The organism is Pseudomonas sp. D8002 (assembly GCF_013385695.1).
GTDB lineage: Bacteria > Pseudomonadota > Gammaproteobacteria > Pseudomonadales > Pseudomonadaceae > Aquipseudomonas.
The window spans coordinates 170,882-188,462 of the sequence record NZ_JACAPM010000032.1 but is presented as its reverse complement, the minus strand read 5'-3'; the positions used below and the strand labels follow the sequence as shown (position 1 = coordinate 188,462).

Here is a 17,581-nt window from a genome sequence, read left to right as displayed (position 1 = left end):
CGCGACTTGCGGCAGAAAGCCGGTGCAATATATGGAAACAGATCGCCCCGGGCGTGACGGCAAGCCGGGGCCCAGCGTCCCGTTATGAATGGCTCTGCAAAGATTCCAGCACCCGCAGAGGTGCCTCCCCACCCAATGCCTACAACCCGTGAGTGTGCTATGGAACCCGGAAACGCCCAGCTGTCGATGACAGTATTGATGACCCCTGACATGGCCAACTTCTCTGGCAATGTGCACGGCGGCACGCTGCTCAAGTACCTCGACGAAGTGGCCTACGCCTGCGCCAGCCGTTATGCCGGGCGCTATGTGGTGACGTTGTCGGTGGACCAGGTGATTTTTCGCGAGCCGATCCATGTCGGCGAGCTGGTGACCTTCCTGGCCTCGGTCAACTACACCGGCAACACGTCGATGGAAGTGGGGATCAAGGTGGTCACCGAGAACATCCGTGAGCGTTCGGTACGCCACACCAATAGCTGCTTCTTCACGATGGTCGCGGTGGATGACCAGCGCAAACCGGCCGCCGTGCCGCCGCTGCAACCGCAGAACAGCGAAGACAAGCGCCGGTTTGTGCAGGCTCAACAGCGCCGGCAGATTCGCCAGGAGCTGGAAAAGCGCTATCAGGAAATCAAGGCAGACGGCCCGTAAGAGCCCGCCAGGTTTCTGGATGACCGCTTAGTAACGCGAGCACTTGTCAAAGTGCGCACACACATCAAAGCGCTGGTCCAACTGGGCCATGCGCTCCATATGGTGATTGACCACCTCCATCGTCACGCTCTTTCGGGTATTCACGTAGTACTGCACCATAAGCTTGTCGTTCTCCGCTACGCGCGATTTGATCGCACTGTCCGTAGGCTGCATCCATTGCTCCAGGACGGCATCCTCAGTTCCCCGCAGGCGCTGGCGGTACACCTCAGTGTAAAACCCCAGAGCCCGGGCCAGACGACCGGCAGACTCTTGATTCGACAGTTCGTAGTTCTGCCGAAACTGGTTCCAATAATCCGGCGGCAAGGTATACGAGCCCATCAACGCCTTGCGCTTGCTGATCAACTCATCAAGCTCTTGAGGCGAGGTTTGCATTCGGTCGACTTTATTCTCTGACACGATGGCCGTGATCGACTGCGCACGCTCGTCAAGAATGCGATCAATCAACACCATTCGCTGCGGAGTATCCGGTAACAACTTGCCGAATATCGGACCTTTGCCCTCGCAAGACGGCATGCCGGTCTCGAACAGCGGCTGCGGGATCCGCACGTCCTTGCCGTCCAATCGCGTAAGACGCTGGAGCAGCGTGCTGCATTGGCGGCCCTGCAATTCGAAGGTCACTTCGTACTCTTCACCCGCCTTGGGCGTTAGATTGAACGCTTTGCCACAGACATAGGAGCTGCCGTTGGTGTTGATCATCAACATAGTGTCCTTTCCGGGCGCCAGCTTGATCTCCAGCAGCCCACGAGCCGTGGGCGGTGGCGGCACAAGCATGTCTACCCGCCGCTTGGTGTCCACCAGGAACATGTTGTTGAGAATGCCTGTGGTCTCACCCATGCAGTGCTGTGCGTCATAGACAAAAAGGGTGCTGTTGGTGGTGTTGGAGATGAACCGCAGCTTCGCCGCATCGGGCTCGGTTGCGTCAGGATAGGTACCGTGGACGCTGCAACCACTGAGCAGCGTAACCAGGGCCAATGCGATAAATGCCCGTGGCGAATGGAGCAGGGATAACGACATGATCTTCCTTGATGAACGCAGAGGGCAAAAAGACGGCCGATAGTAACGGACGCCCTTTGCGTCGCTCAATCAGGAATATTCCTACAGCCCGATTGGGGTTGCCTCGAAGCGAACTCGCGGATGGGCAATCCGGTCCTGGGCGCGCACCAGTTCCAGCTCATAGCTGGCGCACGCCTGGGTTTCCAGCAGTACTTCATGCACCGCTGCAGCAGTGAACTCAAAGGCCGCCACCAAGCTATCGCCCAACAACACCCGCGCCAGGAACAGGCCCGACGTCAGGTCGCCCACGCCCACCGGCTGACGCGGGAATGCCAGCAGTGGCCGACGCAGGTGCCAGCTGCCTTCAGCCGTCACCAACAGCATTTCGAAGCCGTCCGGCAGCTTGCCGGGATAATCCAGGTGCTTGACCAACACCGCTTTCGGCCCGCGGGCCAGTAACGCACGGGCCATCCCCAGGCAATCGAACAGCGACTGCGGCTTGCGCCCGGCAAAGCTGTCCAGCTCCAGCTGGTTGGGGCACAGAAAGTCGGCCATCGCCGCCGCTTCCTCCAGCAGGAAGTCGCTGACCTCCTGGGGCACGATGCAGCCTTTTTCCGGATGCCCCATCACCGGGTCACACAGGTAAAGAGCCTTGGGGTTGATCGCCTTGATCCGCGCCACGCCGGTGAGGATCGCCCGGCCCTGGGCCGCACTGCCCAGGTAGCCCGACAGCACTGCATCACAGTTGCCCAGCTCGCCAATCGCCGCGATGCCTTCCACCAGCGCAGGAATTTGCTGCGGCGCCAACACTTCTCCCGCCCACTGACCATACTGAGTGTGGTTGGAGAACTGCACCGTATTGAGCGGCCACACGTTCACCCCGACCCGTTGCATGGGGAACACGGCGGCGCTGTTTCCGGCGTGGCCGAAGACCACATGAGACTGGATCGCAAGCAGATGGGGCGTACGTTTCATGCAGGGGATTTCCGTAAAGCCGTTGATATTCTGGCTGCGCAGTATGCGACTAAACGCGGCCTGTACGACAGACCGGAGACGCAGTTAAGCTGGCCCTACTTTGTTGGAGTTCATCGAATGCTGACCCTCGGAAATATCTTCGTGCTGATGCTGCTGGCGACCGGTGCCGCCTGGCTGTGGCACAACCACGGCCTGCGCGAGCGGGCGCTGGAACGGGTCAAGCAGCACTGCGCCAAGCTCGACATCGAGCTGCTCGATGGCGCCGTGGCGTTGAAGCGCATCGGTTTTGTGAAAGATGCCAGCGGGCGGCGGCGCCTGGCACGGATCTACAACTTCGAATTCACCGTGACCGGCGAAACGCGGCACCCGGGGACCATCACCCAATTCGGCGCCCACAGTGCACAAATCGAGTTGGCGCCCTACCCGTTCGAGATCAAGACGCCATTGCCCAGCGCCGAGATCATTGAGCTAAGCCAGTGGCGCCAGGAGCATGGCAACAGCAAGACCCGTCACTGACGGCAAGCGGTTAACCCACCCTGTAACTGCGCAACGTCCTGCACTTCGCTGAAGATCAATTCGATACGCGAATCCCGCCGCCATTCGCTGGGCTGCCAGGCCAATGCGGCGTTATCCACAGCGTTGGCCGATACCCAGCCATCCAGGCTGTGGATAACCAGTTTTGCCCGTCGCCAGTCCAACGATTGCAGCCATTGCTGAATGCGCCGCGCGTCGAATCGCTGGCTCGGATGCCAGCGCCAGCCAATGCTCCAGCCATCCTCCTGGCCCTGGCTGAGGCAGATCGGCGATGCCGGATCCGTCCAGATGGCCGGCATTTGCCCCAGGCCTTTGGGCAACTCGAAATTATCCACAGCCGCTGCCGCTTGAGCATTCACACCCGGTAACCGGGCCACGGGCAGTTGCGCCTGCTGCGTCCAATAGATCGGCCGGTCGGGCAGTTGTCCTTGAATCAACAGGCGCTGCGCATCACTTAAGGCTTCATTCTTGTTCAATACCAACAGCCCGGCGCTGGCTAATGCCTCCCGTTGGGCATTGGGTAAAGGTTTGCCCGCCGCCAACGCCTGGGCGTCCAGTACGAGTACGCACGGCTGCACCGCCAGTACCTGCTGCCAGGGTGCTTCCCGCAGCTGCTTGAGCAATTGAGCCGGGTGCCCAAGCCCGGACGGCTCGATAAACAGCCGGTCGGGCCTGGCCTTACGCAACAAACGCCCCAGTCCTACCTGAAACGGCGCCCCGTTGACGCAACACAGGCAGCCACCCGCCACTTCACCGAGGGCAATCCCGTCGTCATCACGGGTGAGCAACGCGGCATCCAGGCCAATCTGCCCGAACTCATTGATCAACACCGCCCAACGCTCGTTGGCCGGGCGCTGGGCCAGCAGGTGCTTGATCAGGCTGGTCTTGCCGGCGCCCAGGGGCCCGGCAATCACGTGGGTGGGAATGTTCTGCAGCATGGTGGACATCATTCAGACCGTGTAGAGAGGTTCGATCCTACCCGGTTACGCCAACCAATCCAGCGTCAGAATCAACCGTCGTTGATCCGCTTGCAGCGGCGGCGAGCGGTGGATCAGGCCAAAGCCTTCGTTGCCGTGCCATTTTTCGCCCTTGAGCAACGCCACTTCACCGCAGTGGATTTGCTCAATGCATTCTTCCGGCTCAGCACTCGCCTGGCTCAGGTGCCGCCGCTCCATCACACCTTCGCGTAGCCATTGGCTGCCAATGCCGGCGTAGGTAGTGATCAGCCGCACCGGCACATGATCCACATGAAAACGCGGGCACATGGCCTTGTCCAATAGCCGCAAACGCACGCCGATACGCTTGGCTCCCAGCAAACAGGCAAAGGCGCTGACCAGCCACGACACATCGGCGATAAAGCCTTCGTAGCCTTCAAGGTCACGGCAACCCGATGCAAAGTCCTGCAGGTTTGGCTCGGCGTCTTCGCTGTTCAGTTCAACCACCAGCGACTCGGCCAATGGCTCATTGAGTGCCACCAGTAACGCGCCGAACTCGGCGATGTGCAGAGGCAACTGACGCTGCCACACCGCCAGGTTCACGCCGTCCTCAAGGATATCGGTGAGCACGGCCGGGGTTTCGCCGTGGGTCTGGCGTACCACCGGGCGCAGTTTCAGGGTCGGTGCCAGCATCAGGCAGCCTCTTCGAACCAAGGGCCAAAGGGATCGGCCAACAAGCGCCAGCCTTCGACACCCGTGGCCATTTCATCGTCGGTCAGCAAACAAGCGTCCAGCTCGGCGGTCATCTGGGCGAAGTCGATGTTCTGGCCGATAAACACCAGCTCCTGCCGGCAATCGCCGGTGCTCAGTTGCCAGTTTTTCATGATTGCGGCGATGCCTTCCTCGTCCTGGGGCCACTGGGTTTTCGGCACGAAACGCCACCAGCGCCCGGCAAACCCATGGCGCATCAGGCCGCCAGCCTGGGACCAGCTACCGGCGTCCTGGTGTTTGCTGGCCAGCCAGAAAAAGCCCTTGGAACGCAGCAGTTTTCCATTCACCCAAGGCCGGTCGATAAAGTCGAAAAACCGCTGCGGGTGGAACGGGCGGCGGGCGCGATAGGCGGTGGAGGCGATGCCGTACTCTTCGGTTTCCGGCAGGTGTTCGCCACGCAGTTCCTGCAACCAGCCCGGCGCCTGGGAAGCACGCTCGAAGTCGAAACGGCCGGTGTTGAGGATCTTCGCCAACGGCACTTCGCCCATGACCATCGGGATGATTTCAGCCTGGGAGTTCAAGCGCTCCAGGATCGCCATCAACTCCTCGCGCTCACTGCTGCTGATCAGGTCGATCTTGCTGATGAGGATCACATCCGCAAATTCGATCTGCTCGATCAGCAGGTCGGTGATCGAGCGCTCGTCCTCTTCACCGAGGGTTTCGCCCCGGGACGCCAGGCTTTCGGCAGCCTGGTAGTCGAGCAGGAAGTTCATGCCGTCGACCACGGTGACCATGGTGTCGAGCCGGGCAATGTCCGCCAGGCTTTGGCCTTCTTCATCGCGGAAGGTGAAGGTTTCGGCCACTGGCAGCGGCTCGGAGATACCGGTGGACTCGATCAACAGGTAATCGAACCGACCTTCCTTGGCGAGCTTTCCGACTTCTTCCAGCAAGTCTTCGCGCAAGGTGCAGCAGATGCAGCCGTTGCTCATCTCCACCAGTTTTTCTTCGGCGCGATTGAGGGTGACGTCGCGCTGGACCTCACTGCCATCGATGTTGATTTCGCTCATGTCGTTGACGATCACCGCCACCCGCAGGTTTTCGCGGTTGCGCAGGACGTAGTTGAGCAGCGTGCTTTTGCCGGCGCCGAGGAATCCGGACAGCACAGTAACGGGGAGACGATTGGGCATCAGGTATTCCTCATCAGGGTTGGCCGGTCAAATCGCCCGTTGATGGCGTTCGCGCAGCTCTTCACGTTCTTTGGCTTCGATACACAGGGTGGCCGTGGGGCGCAGCAGCAGGCGCTTGAGGCCGATGGGTTCGCAGGTTTCACGGCACCAGCCGTATTCACCGCGGGCCAGGCGTTCCAGGGCTTCGTCGATCTTGTCCAACAGCTTTTTTTCGCGCTCCAGCAGGCGCAGTTGCCATTGGCGCTGTTCTTCGGCGCTGCCGACATCGGCGGGATCGCTGTTGGGCTCCTGTTCGCGCAGCACCATGAATTCAGCGTCGATACGCGCTTGCAGCTCGTTGCGCTGGGCCAGCAGCAGCTCGCGGAAGAAACCTTGCTGGGCTTCATTCATGTAGTCGGCGCAGGGTTGGTCGAGAAGGTCTTGTTCGGTCATCGGAGGTGGTTCACGGGTCAGGCTGTTTGTTAATGTTATAGTATAACAATGCAAATAAGCCAATCCCCCTTGCTCGTGACGACGAAGGGCGCAATGCTGGCAGCCGAATAACGCCCCGAGAGCCTCTATGAAATACCTGCTGTGTGCTGTGTTGCTGATGCTGGCGAGCCTGGCCAACGCCCAGGTGCCCAGCCTGCTGGCCAACTGCACCCGCAGCGCCAACCTGCTCGCGTGCGTCGACGCCCAGGGCAATGCCTACAGCGTCGCGACGGCAGGCAGCACTACGTATTTGCGGGGCTTTGAAGTGATCGGAAAACGCTATTGGGCACAGACCAGCAGCCGCTACGGGCAACTGACGTTCTTTACCGGGTTGGCTTCCGATGGTGAGGCGTGGGTGGGCTACACGCGGCGAGTGGGCTGGACCACCCTCAACCGGTTTTCCAGTTCCGGTGGTGCCAGCGCCAAGTTCACCTGTAGTCGAATCACCGGCTGTTAGACCTGGCCGGTTTTCTGTTCCTGAACCCAGGCCATGTAGCTGTTCATCGGCGGGTTCTTCTGGAAGTAGTTCTTCAACCCTTCAAATAAACCGTCTGCCACCGCCTGTTGATGGCGTGCGGTGACCAGTCGCTGGGCGTCCTGGGTGTTGGAGATAAACCCGGTTTCCACCAGGATCGACGGCACGTCCGGCGACTTGAGCACCGCAAAGCCGGCCTGTTCCACGCGTTTTTGATGCAGCGTGGTGATGCTTTGCAGGCTGCCCAGTACCGAGCTGCCCAGTTGCAGGCTGGAGGCGATGGTGGCGTTCATCGACATGTCGAGAATCACCCCGGCCAGCATCGGGTCCTTGTCCTTGAGATTGAGCAAGGTGGTGGCGCCCAACAGGTCGGCGCCGTTTTCCCGCTGCGCCATGAACCGTGCAGTGGCGGAGGTGGCGCCGCCTTCAGACAGCGCATAGACAGAGGCGCCGGACGCCGTAAGCCGTGGCGCGGCATCGGCGTGTACCGAGATAAACATGTCGGCCTTGTGCTGACGGGCGATGTCCACACGTTTACGCAGCGGCACGAAGAAGTCGTCGTTGCGCACCAGCTTCACATCGAAGCCCTTCTCGCGCTTCAGACGCTTGGCCAGCAACTGGGCGATGGACAGCACCACGTCTTTTTCGCGCTGGCCCTTTGAGCCAATCGCGCCGGGATCCTTGCCGCCGTGCCCAGGGTCGACCACCACGATGATGTCGCGTTTCGGATGAGCCCTGTCCACCGGCGCCGGCACGGGTGCAGCCAACGCGGCCGGTGCCGCAGCGATTTGCATAGGCGCATGAGTGGCGCTTGTCAGGTCCAGCACGAGGCGGTGGCCCTGGCCATCCTGCGGCGGCAGGAGAAAGCTGTTGAGCTGCATCGGCGCCTTCAAATCCAGCACGATCCGCGTATCGCCCTGCCCGAAATGCCCCGAGCGAATCGAGGTAATGCCGCTGTTGGTCAGGGCCAGTTGGCTGAAATCACCGGTCAGCTTCGCGCCGCTCAAATCGATGATCAACCGCTCCGGCGCGGTCAGGGTGAAGGTCTTGTATTGCACCGGGCCGCTGAGGTCCAGCACCAGCCGCAGCTTGTTGTCCGACCGCCACAGCCGTGCATTGCGGATCTGCGCGGCAGACACGCCCAAGGGCAAGGTGAACACCGCACTGGCCAGCAGCAGGTTGAGGAGTTGACGTCTGTGCATGACTTACACCGCAAATAAAGGAGCTTCCGTACTCGACATGACTGAATAAAAGACAGAACAGAAAAACTTTCGTCGTTTCAATTGTAATAATATAACATGTCTTTTTATTTCCAACGATGGACCTGCTCATGAACGCGCTGACTCTGCCCGATATCGCCGCGCAGGCTTCACGCCAAGCCTTGCCGCTCGATTGGGTGGGCATGTGCGGCATTGCCCTGCCCATTCTGATCGACGGCCAAAGCCTTAGCGCCACGGCTGATGCCGGCGTCAGCCTGGACGACGGCGAGGCCCGTGGCATTCATATGTCACGGCTTTACCTGGCGCTGGAAATGCTTGAACAGCAACCGCTTTCGCCAGCACTGCTGCGCAGTGTATTGCAACGTTTTCTCGACAGTCATGAAGGTTTATCCACAAATGCCTACCTGCGAATTCATGCAGGTCTGCTGCTGAAACGCCCGGCGCTGGTCAGCCCGTTGGCCGGCTGGAAAAGCTACCCGGTGAGCATCGAGGCGCGCCTGGAAAACCAGATGTTCCACGTGGAACTAAAAATTGACGTTACTTACTCTTCAACCTGCCCTTGCTCCGCTGCCCTCGCCAGGCAATTGATTCAGCAGCAATTTATCGAGGACTTTGCCGGCACACCGCTGCAGCACGAAGACGTACTGACCTGGCTCGGCAGCGCAAACGGCATCGTCGCCACACCCCACAGCCAGCGCAGCAGCGCGCTGTTGCAGGTCCGGCTTCAGGACGATCAGCCAACACTGCCGCTGACCCAGTTGATCGACGAAACCGAAGCCGCCCTCGGCACTGCCGTGCAAACCGCCGTAAAGCGTGCAGACGAACAAGCCTTCGCCCTGGCCAACGGGCAGAACCTGATGTTCTGCGAAGACGCCGCCCGCCGCCTGAACCTCGCCTTGAAACGCTCGGATGCGGTCAATGCCTTCCACTTGAGAGTGATCCACGCCGAAAGCCTTCACGCGCACGATGCCGTGGCCGAAAGCCGCTGGACGAGACCTTCCGAATGATCACCTGCACCGCTTTGCGCTGGGGCGCCCCCGGCCAACCACTGACCCCCGCCGTGGATTTCACCCTGGAAAAAGGCAGCCTTACCGGCATCATCGGCGCCAACGGCACCGGCAAAAGCAGCCTGCTGAAAGTTATCGCCGGATTGCAGAAGCCACTGGCGGGGAAAGTGACGATCGATGTTCCACGCCGAGGTGGCCTGTCGTTTTTGCCCCAGCAACAGAACCTCGATCGCCAGTTTCCTATCAGCCTTGAAGAATTGGTGGCCGCCGGTTTTTGGGGCAGCAGGCAAACCCCGCAACAACGTACCGAACGCCTGAGCGCCGTGCTCGAAGACTGGTGCCTCAGCGGCCTGGAGCATCGGCCGTTGATGGCCTTGTCGGGCGGCGAACTGCAACGCGCCCTGCTCGCCCGCATGAGCCTGGCCGAGTCGCCGATATTGCTGCTGGACGAACCCCACGCCGCCCTCGACGAAGACGGCCAGGCGCTGTGCTGGAAACACATCCACGCCTGGCACGACGCAGGCCGCACGGTGGTCGTGGTGTGCCATGACCTCGGCTCCGTACGCCAACACACCCAGCAAGTGGTGCAGATCAAAAGCAGTGGCTGCGTGTTCGGCTCCAGCAAAGAACTGATCCGCCCGCAGCCGCAAATGCAGGTGGCCTGATGCACTTCGCCGCCCACCTGTGGATGCCGTTTCTCGATTTCGTTTTCATGCGCCGCGCGCTCGTCGGCGGTCTGGTATTGGCATGCAGCACGGCGCCGCTTGGGGTGTTCCTGATCCTGCGCCGCATGAGCCTGATCGGTGACGCGGTGTCCCACGGCATCCTGCCCGGCGCCGCACTGGGCTTCTGGTTTGCCGGCCTGAGTTTGCCCGCGCTGACCATCGGCGGCCTGGGCGCCGGCCTGAGCATGGCCGGCCTCGCCGCCTGGATTACCCGTCGCACCGGGCTGAAGGAAGACGCCAGCCTCGCCGCCATCTACCCAATCTCCCTGGCCAGCGGCGTGCTGATCCTCGGCCTCGCCGGCAAACGCCTGGACCTGCTGCACCTGCTGTTCGGCTCGGCCCTGGCGGTAGACGGCCCGACCCTCACCGGCATGCTCTGGGTCTCGGGCTTCAGCCTGATCGCCATGGTGGTGATCTACAAACCGCTGCTGCTGGACACCCTCGACCCGCTGTTCCTGCAAACCGTCAGCCGCCTCGGCCCGCTGGCCCACGGCCTGTTCCTGACCCTGGTGGTGCTGAACCTGGTGATCGGTTTCCAGGCCATCGGCGCGTTGATGGTCGTCGGCCTGATGATGTTGCCGGCGATTGCTTCACGGTTCTGGAGCCGGCGCCTGCCGGTGTTGATCGCCATATCAGCGGTGCTGGGATGCCTGTCGGTCTGGCTTGGCTTGTTGCTGTCGTTCTACTACTCGCTGCCCAGCGGCCCGGCAATTGTGCTGGTGGCTGGCGGCTGGTACCTGCTGTCCGTGGTCTTCGGTCCGGTGCACGGCTTGCTGCGCCGCCCGCCTTTGCTTACATCCCAATGAGGTGTTTCCCGATGCGCGCTCTACTCGTGCTGTTCAGTGTGTTGCTGCCGCTGTCGTTCGCGACGGCCCAGGCTGCCGACAAGCTTCAGGTGGTTACCAGCTTCAGTATTCTTGACGACATGACCCACCAGGTCGGTGGCGATCATATCCAGATCAGCAACATGGTCGGCCCCGACGCCGACGCCCACACTTACGAACCAACACCAGACGATGCCAAGGCCCTGCTCAAGGCCAAGGTAATCATCAAGAACGGCCTGGGCTTCGAGCCGTGGCTGGATCGCCTGGTCACCAGCACCGAGACCAAGGCCACTGTGGTCACTGCGAGTAAAGGCGTGCTCTCCCACACCATGGAAGAGGACGGCGAAACCATCCCCGACCCGCACGCCTGGCACAACCTGGCCAACACCGTTATCTACGTGAACAACATCACCAAGGCGCTGATCGCTGCCGACCCGGCCAACAAGGCCGACTACGAGCACAACAGCCAGGTGTACCTGAAAGAAATCTACCGCCTGCTGGCTGAAGCCAAGGCCAAGTTCGGCGCGCTGCCACCGGGTAACCGTCGCATCGTCACCTCTCATGACGCCTTCGGCTACCTGGGCCAGGCCTACGGTATCGAGTTCCTGTCGCCTCAAGGCCTGTCCACCGAACGTGAACCGTCGGCCGCCGAAGTCGCCACGCTGATCACCCAGATCCGCAAGGACAAGGTCAAGGCCGTGTTCATGGAAAACATCAAGGACTCGCGTCTGCTCCAGCAGATTGCTGATGAGAGCGGCGCGCAGATCGGCGGCACGCTGTACTCGGACGCCCTGGCTGCAGAAGGTCCGGCCAGCACCTTTACCGGCCTGTTCGAATACAACCTCAACACCCTGTGCGCGGCCCTGAGCAAGCCATGAGCCTGAGCATGCTTGACCTGGAAGAGGCTGCCATCGGCAGCCGCTTTCCACTCGATAGCGTGCTCGACGCCCTGCCGTGGAACAGCGATGGACTGATCGCCGCCATCGCCCAGCAACACGGCAGCGGCGAAGTGTTGATGCTGGCCTGGATGAACCGCCAGGCCCTCGACGAAACCCTGGCCACCAGGCACGTCTGCTACTGGTCCCGCTCGCGCCAGCAACTGTGGCGCAAGGGCGAAACCTCGGGCCACTGGCAACTGCTGGTGGAGGCCCGCCTGGATTGCGACGGCGACGCGGTATTGCTGATCGTCGACCAGCAAGGCCCGGCCTGCCACACCGGCCGGCCCACCTGTTTCTACAACGCCATCGACGGCCATCACGTCAACATCATCACCGCGCCTCTCAAGGAACCTGACCCATGATCCGCAAGAACCCTTCCGGCGATCTGCCCGTGATTGCCGAATCGGCCTACGTCGACAAAACTGCAATCATCTGCGGCAAGGTGGTCATCGGCGAAAACGTATTTGTCGGCCCTTACGCGGTGATCCGCGCCGACGAAGTCGACGCCAACGGTGACATGGACCCGATCACCATTGGGGCCAATTCGAATATCCAGGACGGCGTGGTGATCCACTCCAAATCCGGCGCCGCCGTAACCATCGGCGAGTTCACCTCCATCGCCCACCGCTCCATCGTCCACGGGCCCTGCACCGTTGGTGACCGGGTGTTCATCGGCTTCAACAGCGTGCTGTTCAACTGCGTCGTCGGCGATGGCTGCGTGGTGCGGCACAACTCTGTAGTCGACGGCCGCGATTTGCCCGACGCGTTCTACGTGCCCTCCACCACCCGCATCGGCCCCAACACCGACCTGTCCCAGTTCCCGCCGGTGAGTGTCAGCGCTTCGGAGTTTTCCGAAGACGTGGCGCGCACCAACGTCGACCTGGTACTGGGTTACAAAGCCCTGCAAAACGAGTTCTGACCATGAGCCGCCTGCTGATCCGCAACGCCCGCCTGGTGAACGAAGGCGAGGAATTCGAGGCTGACCTGCTGGTCGCCAATGGCCGTATCGAGAAGATCGCCGGCAGCATCGACAACGCCAACGCCACCGTGGAAATCGACGCCCAAGGCCAGTGGCTGCTGCCGGGAATGATCGACGACCAGGTGCACTTCCGAGAGCCCGGCGCGCCGGACAAAGGCAGCTTCTACAGCGAGTCCCGCGCGGCGGTGGCGGGTGGCATCACCAGTTTCATGGACATGCCCAACACCAACCCGGCGACCCTGAACCTGGATGCCCTGGCCGACAAGAAGCGCCGCGCGGCGCTGCATTCGGTGGCCAACTATGGCTTTCACTTCGGAGTGAGCAACGACAACCTCGACACCGTCGCCGCGCTGGACCCGCGGGAAGTCGCCGGGGTCAAAGTGTTCATGGGTGCGTCTACCGGCAATATGCTGGTGGATGATCCGAAGATCCTCGAGCGTTTGTTCGCCGAGGTGCCGACCATTCTCCTGGCCCACTGCGAGCACACCCCCAGCATCCTGGCCCGCGAGCAAAGGATGCGCGAGCGTTTCGGTGAGCACATTCCTGCCGTGGCGCACCCGCTGATCCGCGATGCCGAGGCCTGCTATCGCTCCTCGTCCCTGGCGGTGGAACTGGCCAAGCGGCACGGCACGCGCCTGCATGTGCTGCACATCACCAGCGCACGGGAGTTGGTGCTGTTCGAAGACAAACCCCTGGCGCAAAAACGCATCACGGCGGAAGTCTGCCTGCATCACCTCTTGTTCGATGACCGCGACTACGCCCGCCTCGGCCACCAGATCAAATGCAACCCGGCGATCAAGACACGCGCCGACCGCAACGCCTTGCGCCTGGCATTGTTGAGTGATCGTCTGGATGTAATTGGCAGTGACCATGCGCCGCACACCTGGGCGCAAAAACAACTGCCGTATCGCGAGGCGCCGTCAGGCTTGCCGCTGGTGCAACACGCCCTGCCGGCGCTGCTGGAGTTGGTCGCCGACGGCCTGCTGCCGCTGACCACGCTGGTGGCGAAAACCAGCCATCGGGTCGCGGACCTGTTTGCGATCCCCGACCGTGGCTACCTGCGCGAAGGCTATTGGGCCGACCTGGTGCTGATCCAACCCGAGCCTCACGGCAAGCCCGTCAGCAGCCAGCCGATCCTGGCCCGCTGCGGCTGGACGCCCTTTGCCGGGCGCAGCTTCCGGCACAGCGTCAGCACCACGCTTGTGTCCGGCCACCTGGCCTGGCACGACGGGCGCGTGCACGACAGTTGCCAGGGGCTGCCGCTGCATTTTCAGCGCTGAAGAGACTCTGTACCTGGCAATCCAATCAAATGTGGGAGCGGGCTTGCTCGCGAATGCGGTGGGTCAGCCAATACACCTGTGACTGATTCACCGCATTCGCGAGCAAGCCCGCTCCCACATTTTGATCGGGGTATGTCTTAGGTTAGGCGCGGGGTTTGACCGTACCGCAGTTGCTGCCCAACCACTGCGCGTGGGTGTCCAGGCTGCCCTTCTGCTGTACGCCGGTGGCGTTGAAGGTACCGTTAACCGTAGTGGTGAATTCCTGCTGGCTCTGGAACGTCGCCACGCCAGTGCCCTGGGCTTTCGGGCAGCTGAAACGGAATTTCCATTGGTTGCCGGTCTTGTCCGTCACTTCCTGCTTGCAGCCCGATTGCGGATCGGTCAGCGGGATGGAATCGGACGCCACCTGGGCCGGAGTCAGGCACACCTGCACGCCTTTGCCGGCCATGGTGATGCCTTGCTTCTCAAGCATCGCGCGTTGTTCCGGGGTCATCTGTTGCTTGAGCTGACCGAGGATCAGCGACAAGTCCGGCAGGTCCTGGTTATCGACCTTCATGTTGCTGGTGGTCAACTCCCACAAGCCCGGCGCCAACATCTGCGCTTGCGCCGCCACAGGCAGCGTCAAACCAACAACCATGGCCAAACCAAGCAGACGAGCATTCATCGGGTAACTCCTGGGCAATTGTCGGCGTTAGACGCCGCAAAAGCGCCAGTGTTGCACAGCAAATAAAATAGCGACATTCGTGGCCGAACATGGTCTGTTAGGCACTTGTTCGTCAGGAGTACCGTTGTCCATGGATTTCTTTGGCCCGCACCTGCTCGCCTATTTCATTGCCACCCTGCATTTTCTGGGCACCCTCGCCGCCATCCATGCGGTGCTGACCGTCAGGACCGCCCAAGGCTCGATTGCCTGGGCATTGTCGCTGATGTTCATCCCCTACCTGACGCTGATTCCCTACCTGATCTTTGGCCGGAGCACTTTCGACGCCTACATTCAGGCGCGGCGCCAGGCCAACCAGGAAATGCACAAGGCGATCACCGAGCTGAACTGGCGCCCATGGGTTGAAGAGGCGCTGGCCGCGCGCAACTCCCAGGCCTACGCTTCGCTGCGGGCCATGCCCAAGCTGGGACGCATGCCGTGCCTGGCGAATAATCAGGTGCGTTTGCTGATCAATGGCGAGGCTACGTTCAGCGCGATTTTCGAGGCGATTCGCTCGGCAAAGACCGCCGTGCTGTTCCAGTTCTTCATCATTCATGACGACGAACTTGGCCGCCAACTGCACACCTTGCTCAAGGAAAAAGCCGCCGAAGGCGTAGCCATTTTCATGCTGTACGACCGTATCGGCAGCCATGCCCTGCCCCATCGTTATGTGCAGTCGCTACGAGACGCCGGGGTGCAGGTCAAGGCCTTCGCCACGCGCAGCGGCTGGCTCAACCGCTTCCAGGTCAACTTCCGCAACCACCGCAAGATCGTGGTGGTGGATGGCATTACCGGGTTCGTCGGTGGGCATAACGTCGGCGATGAGTACCTGGGCAAGAAACCGCCGCTGGCGCCATGGCGTGACACCCATGTGCAAGTCAGCGGCCCAGTGGTGGCGTGCTTGCAGGAGTCGTTTGCCGAGGACTGGTTCTGGGCCGCGCGGGAGTTGCCGCCGCTGCTGCTGCCGGATACCTACCCGGACGACGGCGTGCTCTGCCAGTTGCTGGCCAGCGGCCCGGCGGACCCTTATGAAACCTGCTCGCTGTTTTTCGTCGAGGCCATTCATGCGGCCACCGAGCGGGTATGGATCACCAGCCCGTATTTCATTCCCGATGAGGCGGTGTTTGCGGCTTTGAGGTTGGCGGTATTGCGCGGTGTCGACGTGCGCCTGCTGCTGCCGTCACGGCCGGATCACCGCATCGTCTACGCCGCTTCCAGCCTGTATGCGATCGAAGCCGTGCGCGCCGGGGTGCGGGTATTTCGCTATACGCCAGGATTCCTGCATCAGAAAGTGGTGTTGGTCGACCGTGAAATCAGCGCCATCGGCAGCGCGAACCTGGATAACCGCTCGTTCCGGCTGAATTTCGAAGTGATGTTGCTGACGGTAGATGACACCTTCGCCAGCCAGGTGGAGCACATGCTGCTGGAAGACTTCGCCCTGGCCCATGAAATCAGCCAGGAAGAAAACCGCCAGACCCACCGCCTGCAACAATTGGGCATGCGGATCGCGCGGCTGATTTCTCCAATCTTGTAAGGCTTGCACCGAACCCAATGTGGGAGCGGGCTTGCTCGCGAAAGCGGAGTGTCAGTCACTGAATGTGTTTCTGATCCAACGCCTTCGCGAGCAAGCCCGCTCCCACACAAGCCCGCTCCCACATTCAGATCACCGGTACCATTGCTTACTGGTACAGGTCATCCCGCGTCCAAGGCAGCTCATGGCTACCATCGGCATGGGGTTTCACCGCCAGAATCTGATGCAGGTTGATCCAGCCCCGGGCAAACGCATACGCACAGCCGGCCAGGTACAGGCGCCAGATGCGCAAGGCTTGCTCCGGCACCATCTTGCCCGCCGCTTCCAGGTTGTCTTCGAGGCGCTCGCTCCAGTGATCCAGCGTGCGCGCGTAATGCAGGCGCAAGCTTTCGACGTCGACGACTTCCAGGCCCACGTCGCTGATCTCGGCGGTCATCATCGACAGATGCGGCAACTCGCCGTTGGGGAACACATAACGCTCGATAAAATCCCCCGCGCCACGGCCCACGGGCCGGCCATCAATGTGCTTGGCGGTAATCCCGTGGTTCATCACCAGGCCGCCCTCACGCACCGCGCCGTAGAGAATCTTGCAGTACTCCGCCAGGTTGGCGTGGCCAACGTGTTCAAACATCCCCACGCTCACCACCTTGTCGAACCGGCCATCCTGAGGCAAGTCGCGGTAGTCGAGCAGCGTCAGCTCTACCTGGTCTTCCAGGCCTTCGGCCTTCACCCGCTCCTGGGCCAGCGCCAGCTGTTCCTTGCTCAGGGTGATACCGAACACCTTGACCCCGAATTCCCGCGCGGCATACCGCGCCAGCCCGCCCCAACCGCAGCCCACGTCGAGCAAATACTCCCCCGGCTGCAGCCGCAATTTGCGGCACAGGTGGCGGAATTTGTCTTGTTGGGCTTGATCAAGGGATTCGCTGCCGGTTTCGAAATACCCGCAGGAATAGGCCATGTCGCGGTCCAGCCACAGCTGGTAGAACTCGTTGGACAGGTCGTAATGGTAGGAAATAGCCGCTGCGTCGGTGGCCTTGTCGTGGATCGAGCGCACCGGACGACTCCCCTCGTCGTCATCAACCAGGGCATGACTCAACTCGTCAACGACCCTGATCACTTCGGAAATGGAGCCTTCCAGCTCCAGTTTGCCCTCGACGAAAGCTTCGCCCAGTGAGTCGAGCGTCGGATGGCTGAGCGTTGAAACCATCATGGGGTCCTTGACCACAATGGTGACGCTGGGATCCGGGCCCAGGTTGAATTCATGGCCGTCCCAGAGTCGAAGACGCAGCGGTAGCTTGAGATTCTGTAAGGCCGGTGGAAGTTGCGCGAGCATGAGTAGTCCCCCCTTGTTTCAGACGTCTGAAATGAGGGTAGACCATCCACGGAAAAAT

Annotated in this window: 20 protein-coding genes; 11 read left to right on the top strand and 9 right to left on the bottom strand. The window is 61.3% G+C overall.

Features of this window, described 5'->3' with window-relative positions:
• Positions 1-159 precede the first annotated feature (159 nt).
• Positions 160-645, top strand: a complete 486-nt coding sequence (locus tag HX807_RS18940) for an acyl-CoA thioesterase (protein WP_003213461.1) — start codon at positions 160-162, stop codon at positions 643-645.
• 27 nt (positions 646-672) lie between these two features.
• Here HX807_RS18940 and HX807_RS18935 read toward each other — a convergent pair whose 3' ends face one another.
• Complete coding sequence (locus tag HX807_RS18935; RefSeq protein WP_177050695.1) at positions 673-1,719, bottom strand: hypothetical protein; 1,047 nt, start codon at positions 1,717-1,719, stop codon at positions 673-675.
• 81 nt (positions 1,720-1,800) lie between these two features.
• The gene (gene pdxY, locus HX807_RS18930; RefSeq protein ID WP_003213465.1) at positions 1,801-2,673 is read right to left on the bottom strand and encodes a pyridoxal kinase PdxY; all 873 of its coding nucleotides are present in this window, start codon (positions 2,671-2,673) and stop codon (positions 1,801-1,803) included.
• 117 nt (positions 2,674-2,790) lie between these two features.
• Here pdxY and HX807_RS18925 point away from each other — a divergent pair, with 117 nt between their 5' ends.
• Positions 2,791-3,189, top strand: a complete 399-nt coding sequence (locus HX807_RS18925) for a DUF3301 domain-containing protein (RefSeq protein ID WP_003213466.1) — start codon at positions 2,791-2,793, stop codon at positions 3,187-3,189.
• Here the strand turns inward: HX807_RS18925 and HX807_RS18920 are convergent.
• From HX807_RS18920 to dksA, 4 genes are read right to left on the bottom strand one after another with little or no spacing between them, the layout of a single operon-like run.
• The gene (locus tag HX807_RS18920; RefSeq protein WP_177050694.1) at positions 3,183-4,145 is read right to left on the bottom strand and encodes a GTP-binding protein; all 963 of its coding nucleotides are present in this window, start codon (positions 4,143-4,145) and stop codon (positions 3,183-3,185) included. The genes HX807_RS18925 and HX807_RS18920 overlap by 7 nt on opposite strands.
• Positions 4,146-4,190: 45 nt before the next feature.
• Complete coding sequence (locus HX807_RS18915) at positions 4,191-4,835, bottom strand: DUF1826 domain-containing protein (RefSeq protein WP_102370191.1); 645 nt, start codon at positions 4,833-4,835, stop codon at positions 4,191-4,193.
• Positions 4,835-6,040: a zinc metallochaperone GTPase ZigA gene (zigA, locus tag HX807_RS18910; protein ID WP_087694589.1), complete on the bottom strand. Its 1,206-nt coding sequence runs from the start codon at positions 6,038-6,040 to the stop codon at positions 4,835-4,837. Before zigA ends, HX807_RS18915 begins: the two co-directional genes overlap by 1 nt.
• Positions 6,041-6,067: 27 nt before the next feature.
• On the bottom strand, positions 6,068-6,472 hold the full coding sequence (gene dksA, locus HX807_RS18905; protein WP_008439502.1) for an RNA polymerase-binding protein DksA: 405 nt from the start codon (positions 6,470-6,472) through the stop codon (positions 6,068-6,070).
• A gap of 127 nt (positions 6,473-6,599) precedes the next feature.
• Between dksA and HX807_RS18900 the strand changes: the two genes are divergently transcribed.
• Positions 6,600-6,968 carry a hypothetical protein gene (locus tag HX807_RS18900; protein WP_003213476.1) on the top strand — a complete coding sequence of 123 codons (369 nt, stop codon included), beginning with the start codon at positions 6,600-6,602 and terminating at the stop codon, positions 6,966-6,968.
• Here the strand turns inward: HX807_RS18900 and HX807_RS18895 are convergent.
• Entirely contained in the window at positions 6,965-8,188 is a 1,224-nt protein-coding gene (locus tag HX807_RS18895) for an N-acetylmuramoyl-L-alanine amidase (protein ID WP_003213478.1), read from the bottom strand. The genes HX807_RS18900 and HX807_RS18895 overlap by 4 nt on opposite strands.
• Before the next feature lie 128 nt (positions 8,189-8,316).
• Here HX807_RS18895 and folE2 point away from each other — a divergent pair, with 128 nt between their 5' ends.
• Genes folE2 through HX807_RS18860 form a run of 7 tightly spaced genes read left to right on the top strand, consistent with a single transcriptional unit; the run spans position 8,317 to position 13,959 of the window.
• The gene (gene folE2 / locus HX807_RS18890) at positions 8,317-9,213 is read left to right on the top strand and encodes a GTP cyclohydrolase FolE2 (protein WP_177022403.1); all 897 of its coding nucleotides are present in this window, start codon (positions 8,317-8,319) and stop codon (positions 9,211-9,213) included.
• On the top strand, positions 9,210-9,878 hold the full coding sequence (locus HX807_RS18885; protein ID WP_008439505.1) for a metal ABC transporter ATP-binding protein: 669 nt from the start codon (positions 9,210-9,212) through the stop codon (positions 9,876-9,878). Before folE2 ends, HX807_RS18885 begins: the two co-directional genes overlap by 4 nt.
• Complete coding sequence (locus tag HX807_RS18880; protein WP_003213483.1) at positions 9,878-10,744, top strand: metal ABC transporter permease; 867 nt, start codon at positions 9,878-9,880, stop codon at positions 10,742-10,744. The genes HX807_RS18885 and HX807_RS18880 overlap by 1 nt, the downstream gene beginning before the upstream one ends.
• A gap of 11 nt (positions 10,745-10,755) precedes the next feature.
• Positions 10,756-11,640 (top strand): metal ABC transporter substrate-binding protein, encoded by an 885-nt coding sequence (locus tag HX807_RS18875; protein WP_003213485.1) that lies wholly within the window; start codon positions 10,756-10,758, stop codon positions 11,638-11,640.
• The gene (gene hisI, locus HX807_RS18870; RefSeq protein WP_003213487.1) at positions 11,637-12,062 is read left to right on the top strand and encodes a phosphoribosyl-AMP cyclohydrolase; all 426 of its coding nucleotides are present in this window, start codon (positions 11,637-11,639) and stop codon (positions 12,060-12,062) included. Before HX807_RS18875 ends, hisI begins: the two co-directional genes overlap by 4 nt.
• Entirely contained in the window at positions 12,059-12,619 is a 561-nt protein-coding gene (locus tag HX807_RS18865) for a DapH/DapD/GlmU-related protein (RefSeq protein WP_003213490.1), read from the top strand. Before hisI ends, HX807_RS18865 begins: the two co-directional genes overlap by 4 nt.
• 2 nt (positions 12,620-12,621) lie before the next feature.
• Complete coding sequence (locus HX807_RS18860; protein ID WP_008439513.1) at positions 12,622-13,959, top strand: dihydroorotase; 1,338 nt, start codon at positions 12,622-12,624, stop codon at positions 13,957-13,959.
• A 142-nt stretch (positions 13,960-14,101) separates the two neighbouring features.
• On the opposite strand, the gene HX807_RS18855 is transcribed toward HX807_RS18860, so the two are convergent.
• Positions 14,102-14,623, bottom strand: a complete 522-nt coding sequence (locus HX807_RS18855; RefSeq protein WP_003213494.1) for a DUF3617 domain-containing protein — start codon at positions 14,621-14,623, stop codon at positions 14,102-14,104.
• 130 nt (positions 14,624-14,753) lie between these two features.
• Here HX807_RS18855 and cls point away from each other — a divergent pair, with 130 nt between their 5' ends.
• Positions 14,754-16,193 carry a cardiolipin synthase gene (cls, locus tag HX807_RS18850; RefSeq protein WP_177035371.1) on the top strand — a complete coding sequence of 480 codons (1,440 nt, stop codon included), beginning with the start codon at positions 14,754-14,756 and terminating at the stop codon, positions 16,191-16,193.
• A 145-nt stretch (positions 16,194-16,338) separates the two neighbouring features.
• Here the strand turns inward: cls and cfaB are convergent, their stop codons facing one another.
• Positions 16,339-17,523 carry a C17 cyclopropane fatty acid synthase CfaB gene (gene cfaB / locus HX807_RS18845; protein ID WP_003213498.1) on the bottom strand — a complete coding sequence of 395 codons (1,185 nt, stop codon included), beginning with the start codon at positions 17,521-17,523 and terminating at the stop codon, positions 16,339-16,341.
• Between the last annotated feature and the right edge of the window lie 58 nt (positions 17,524-17,581).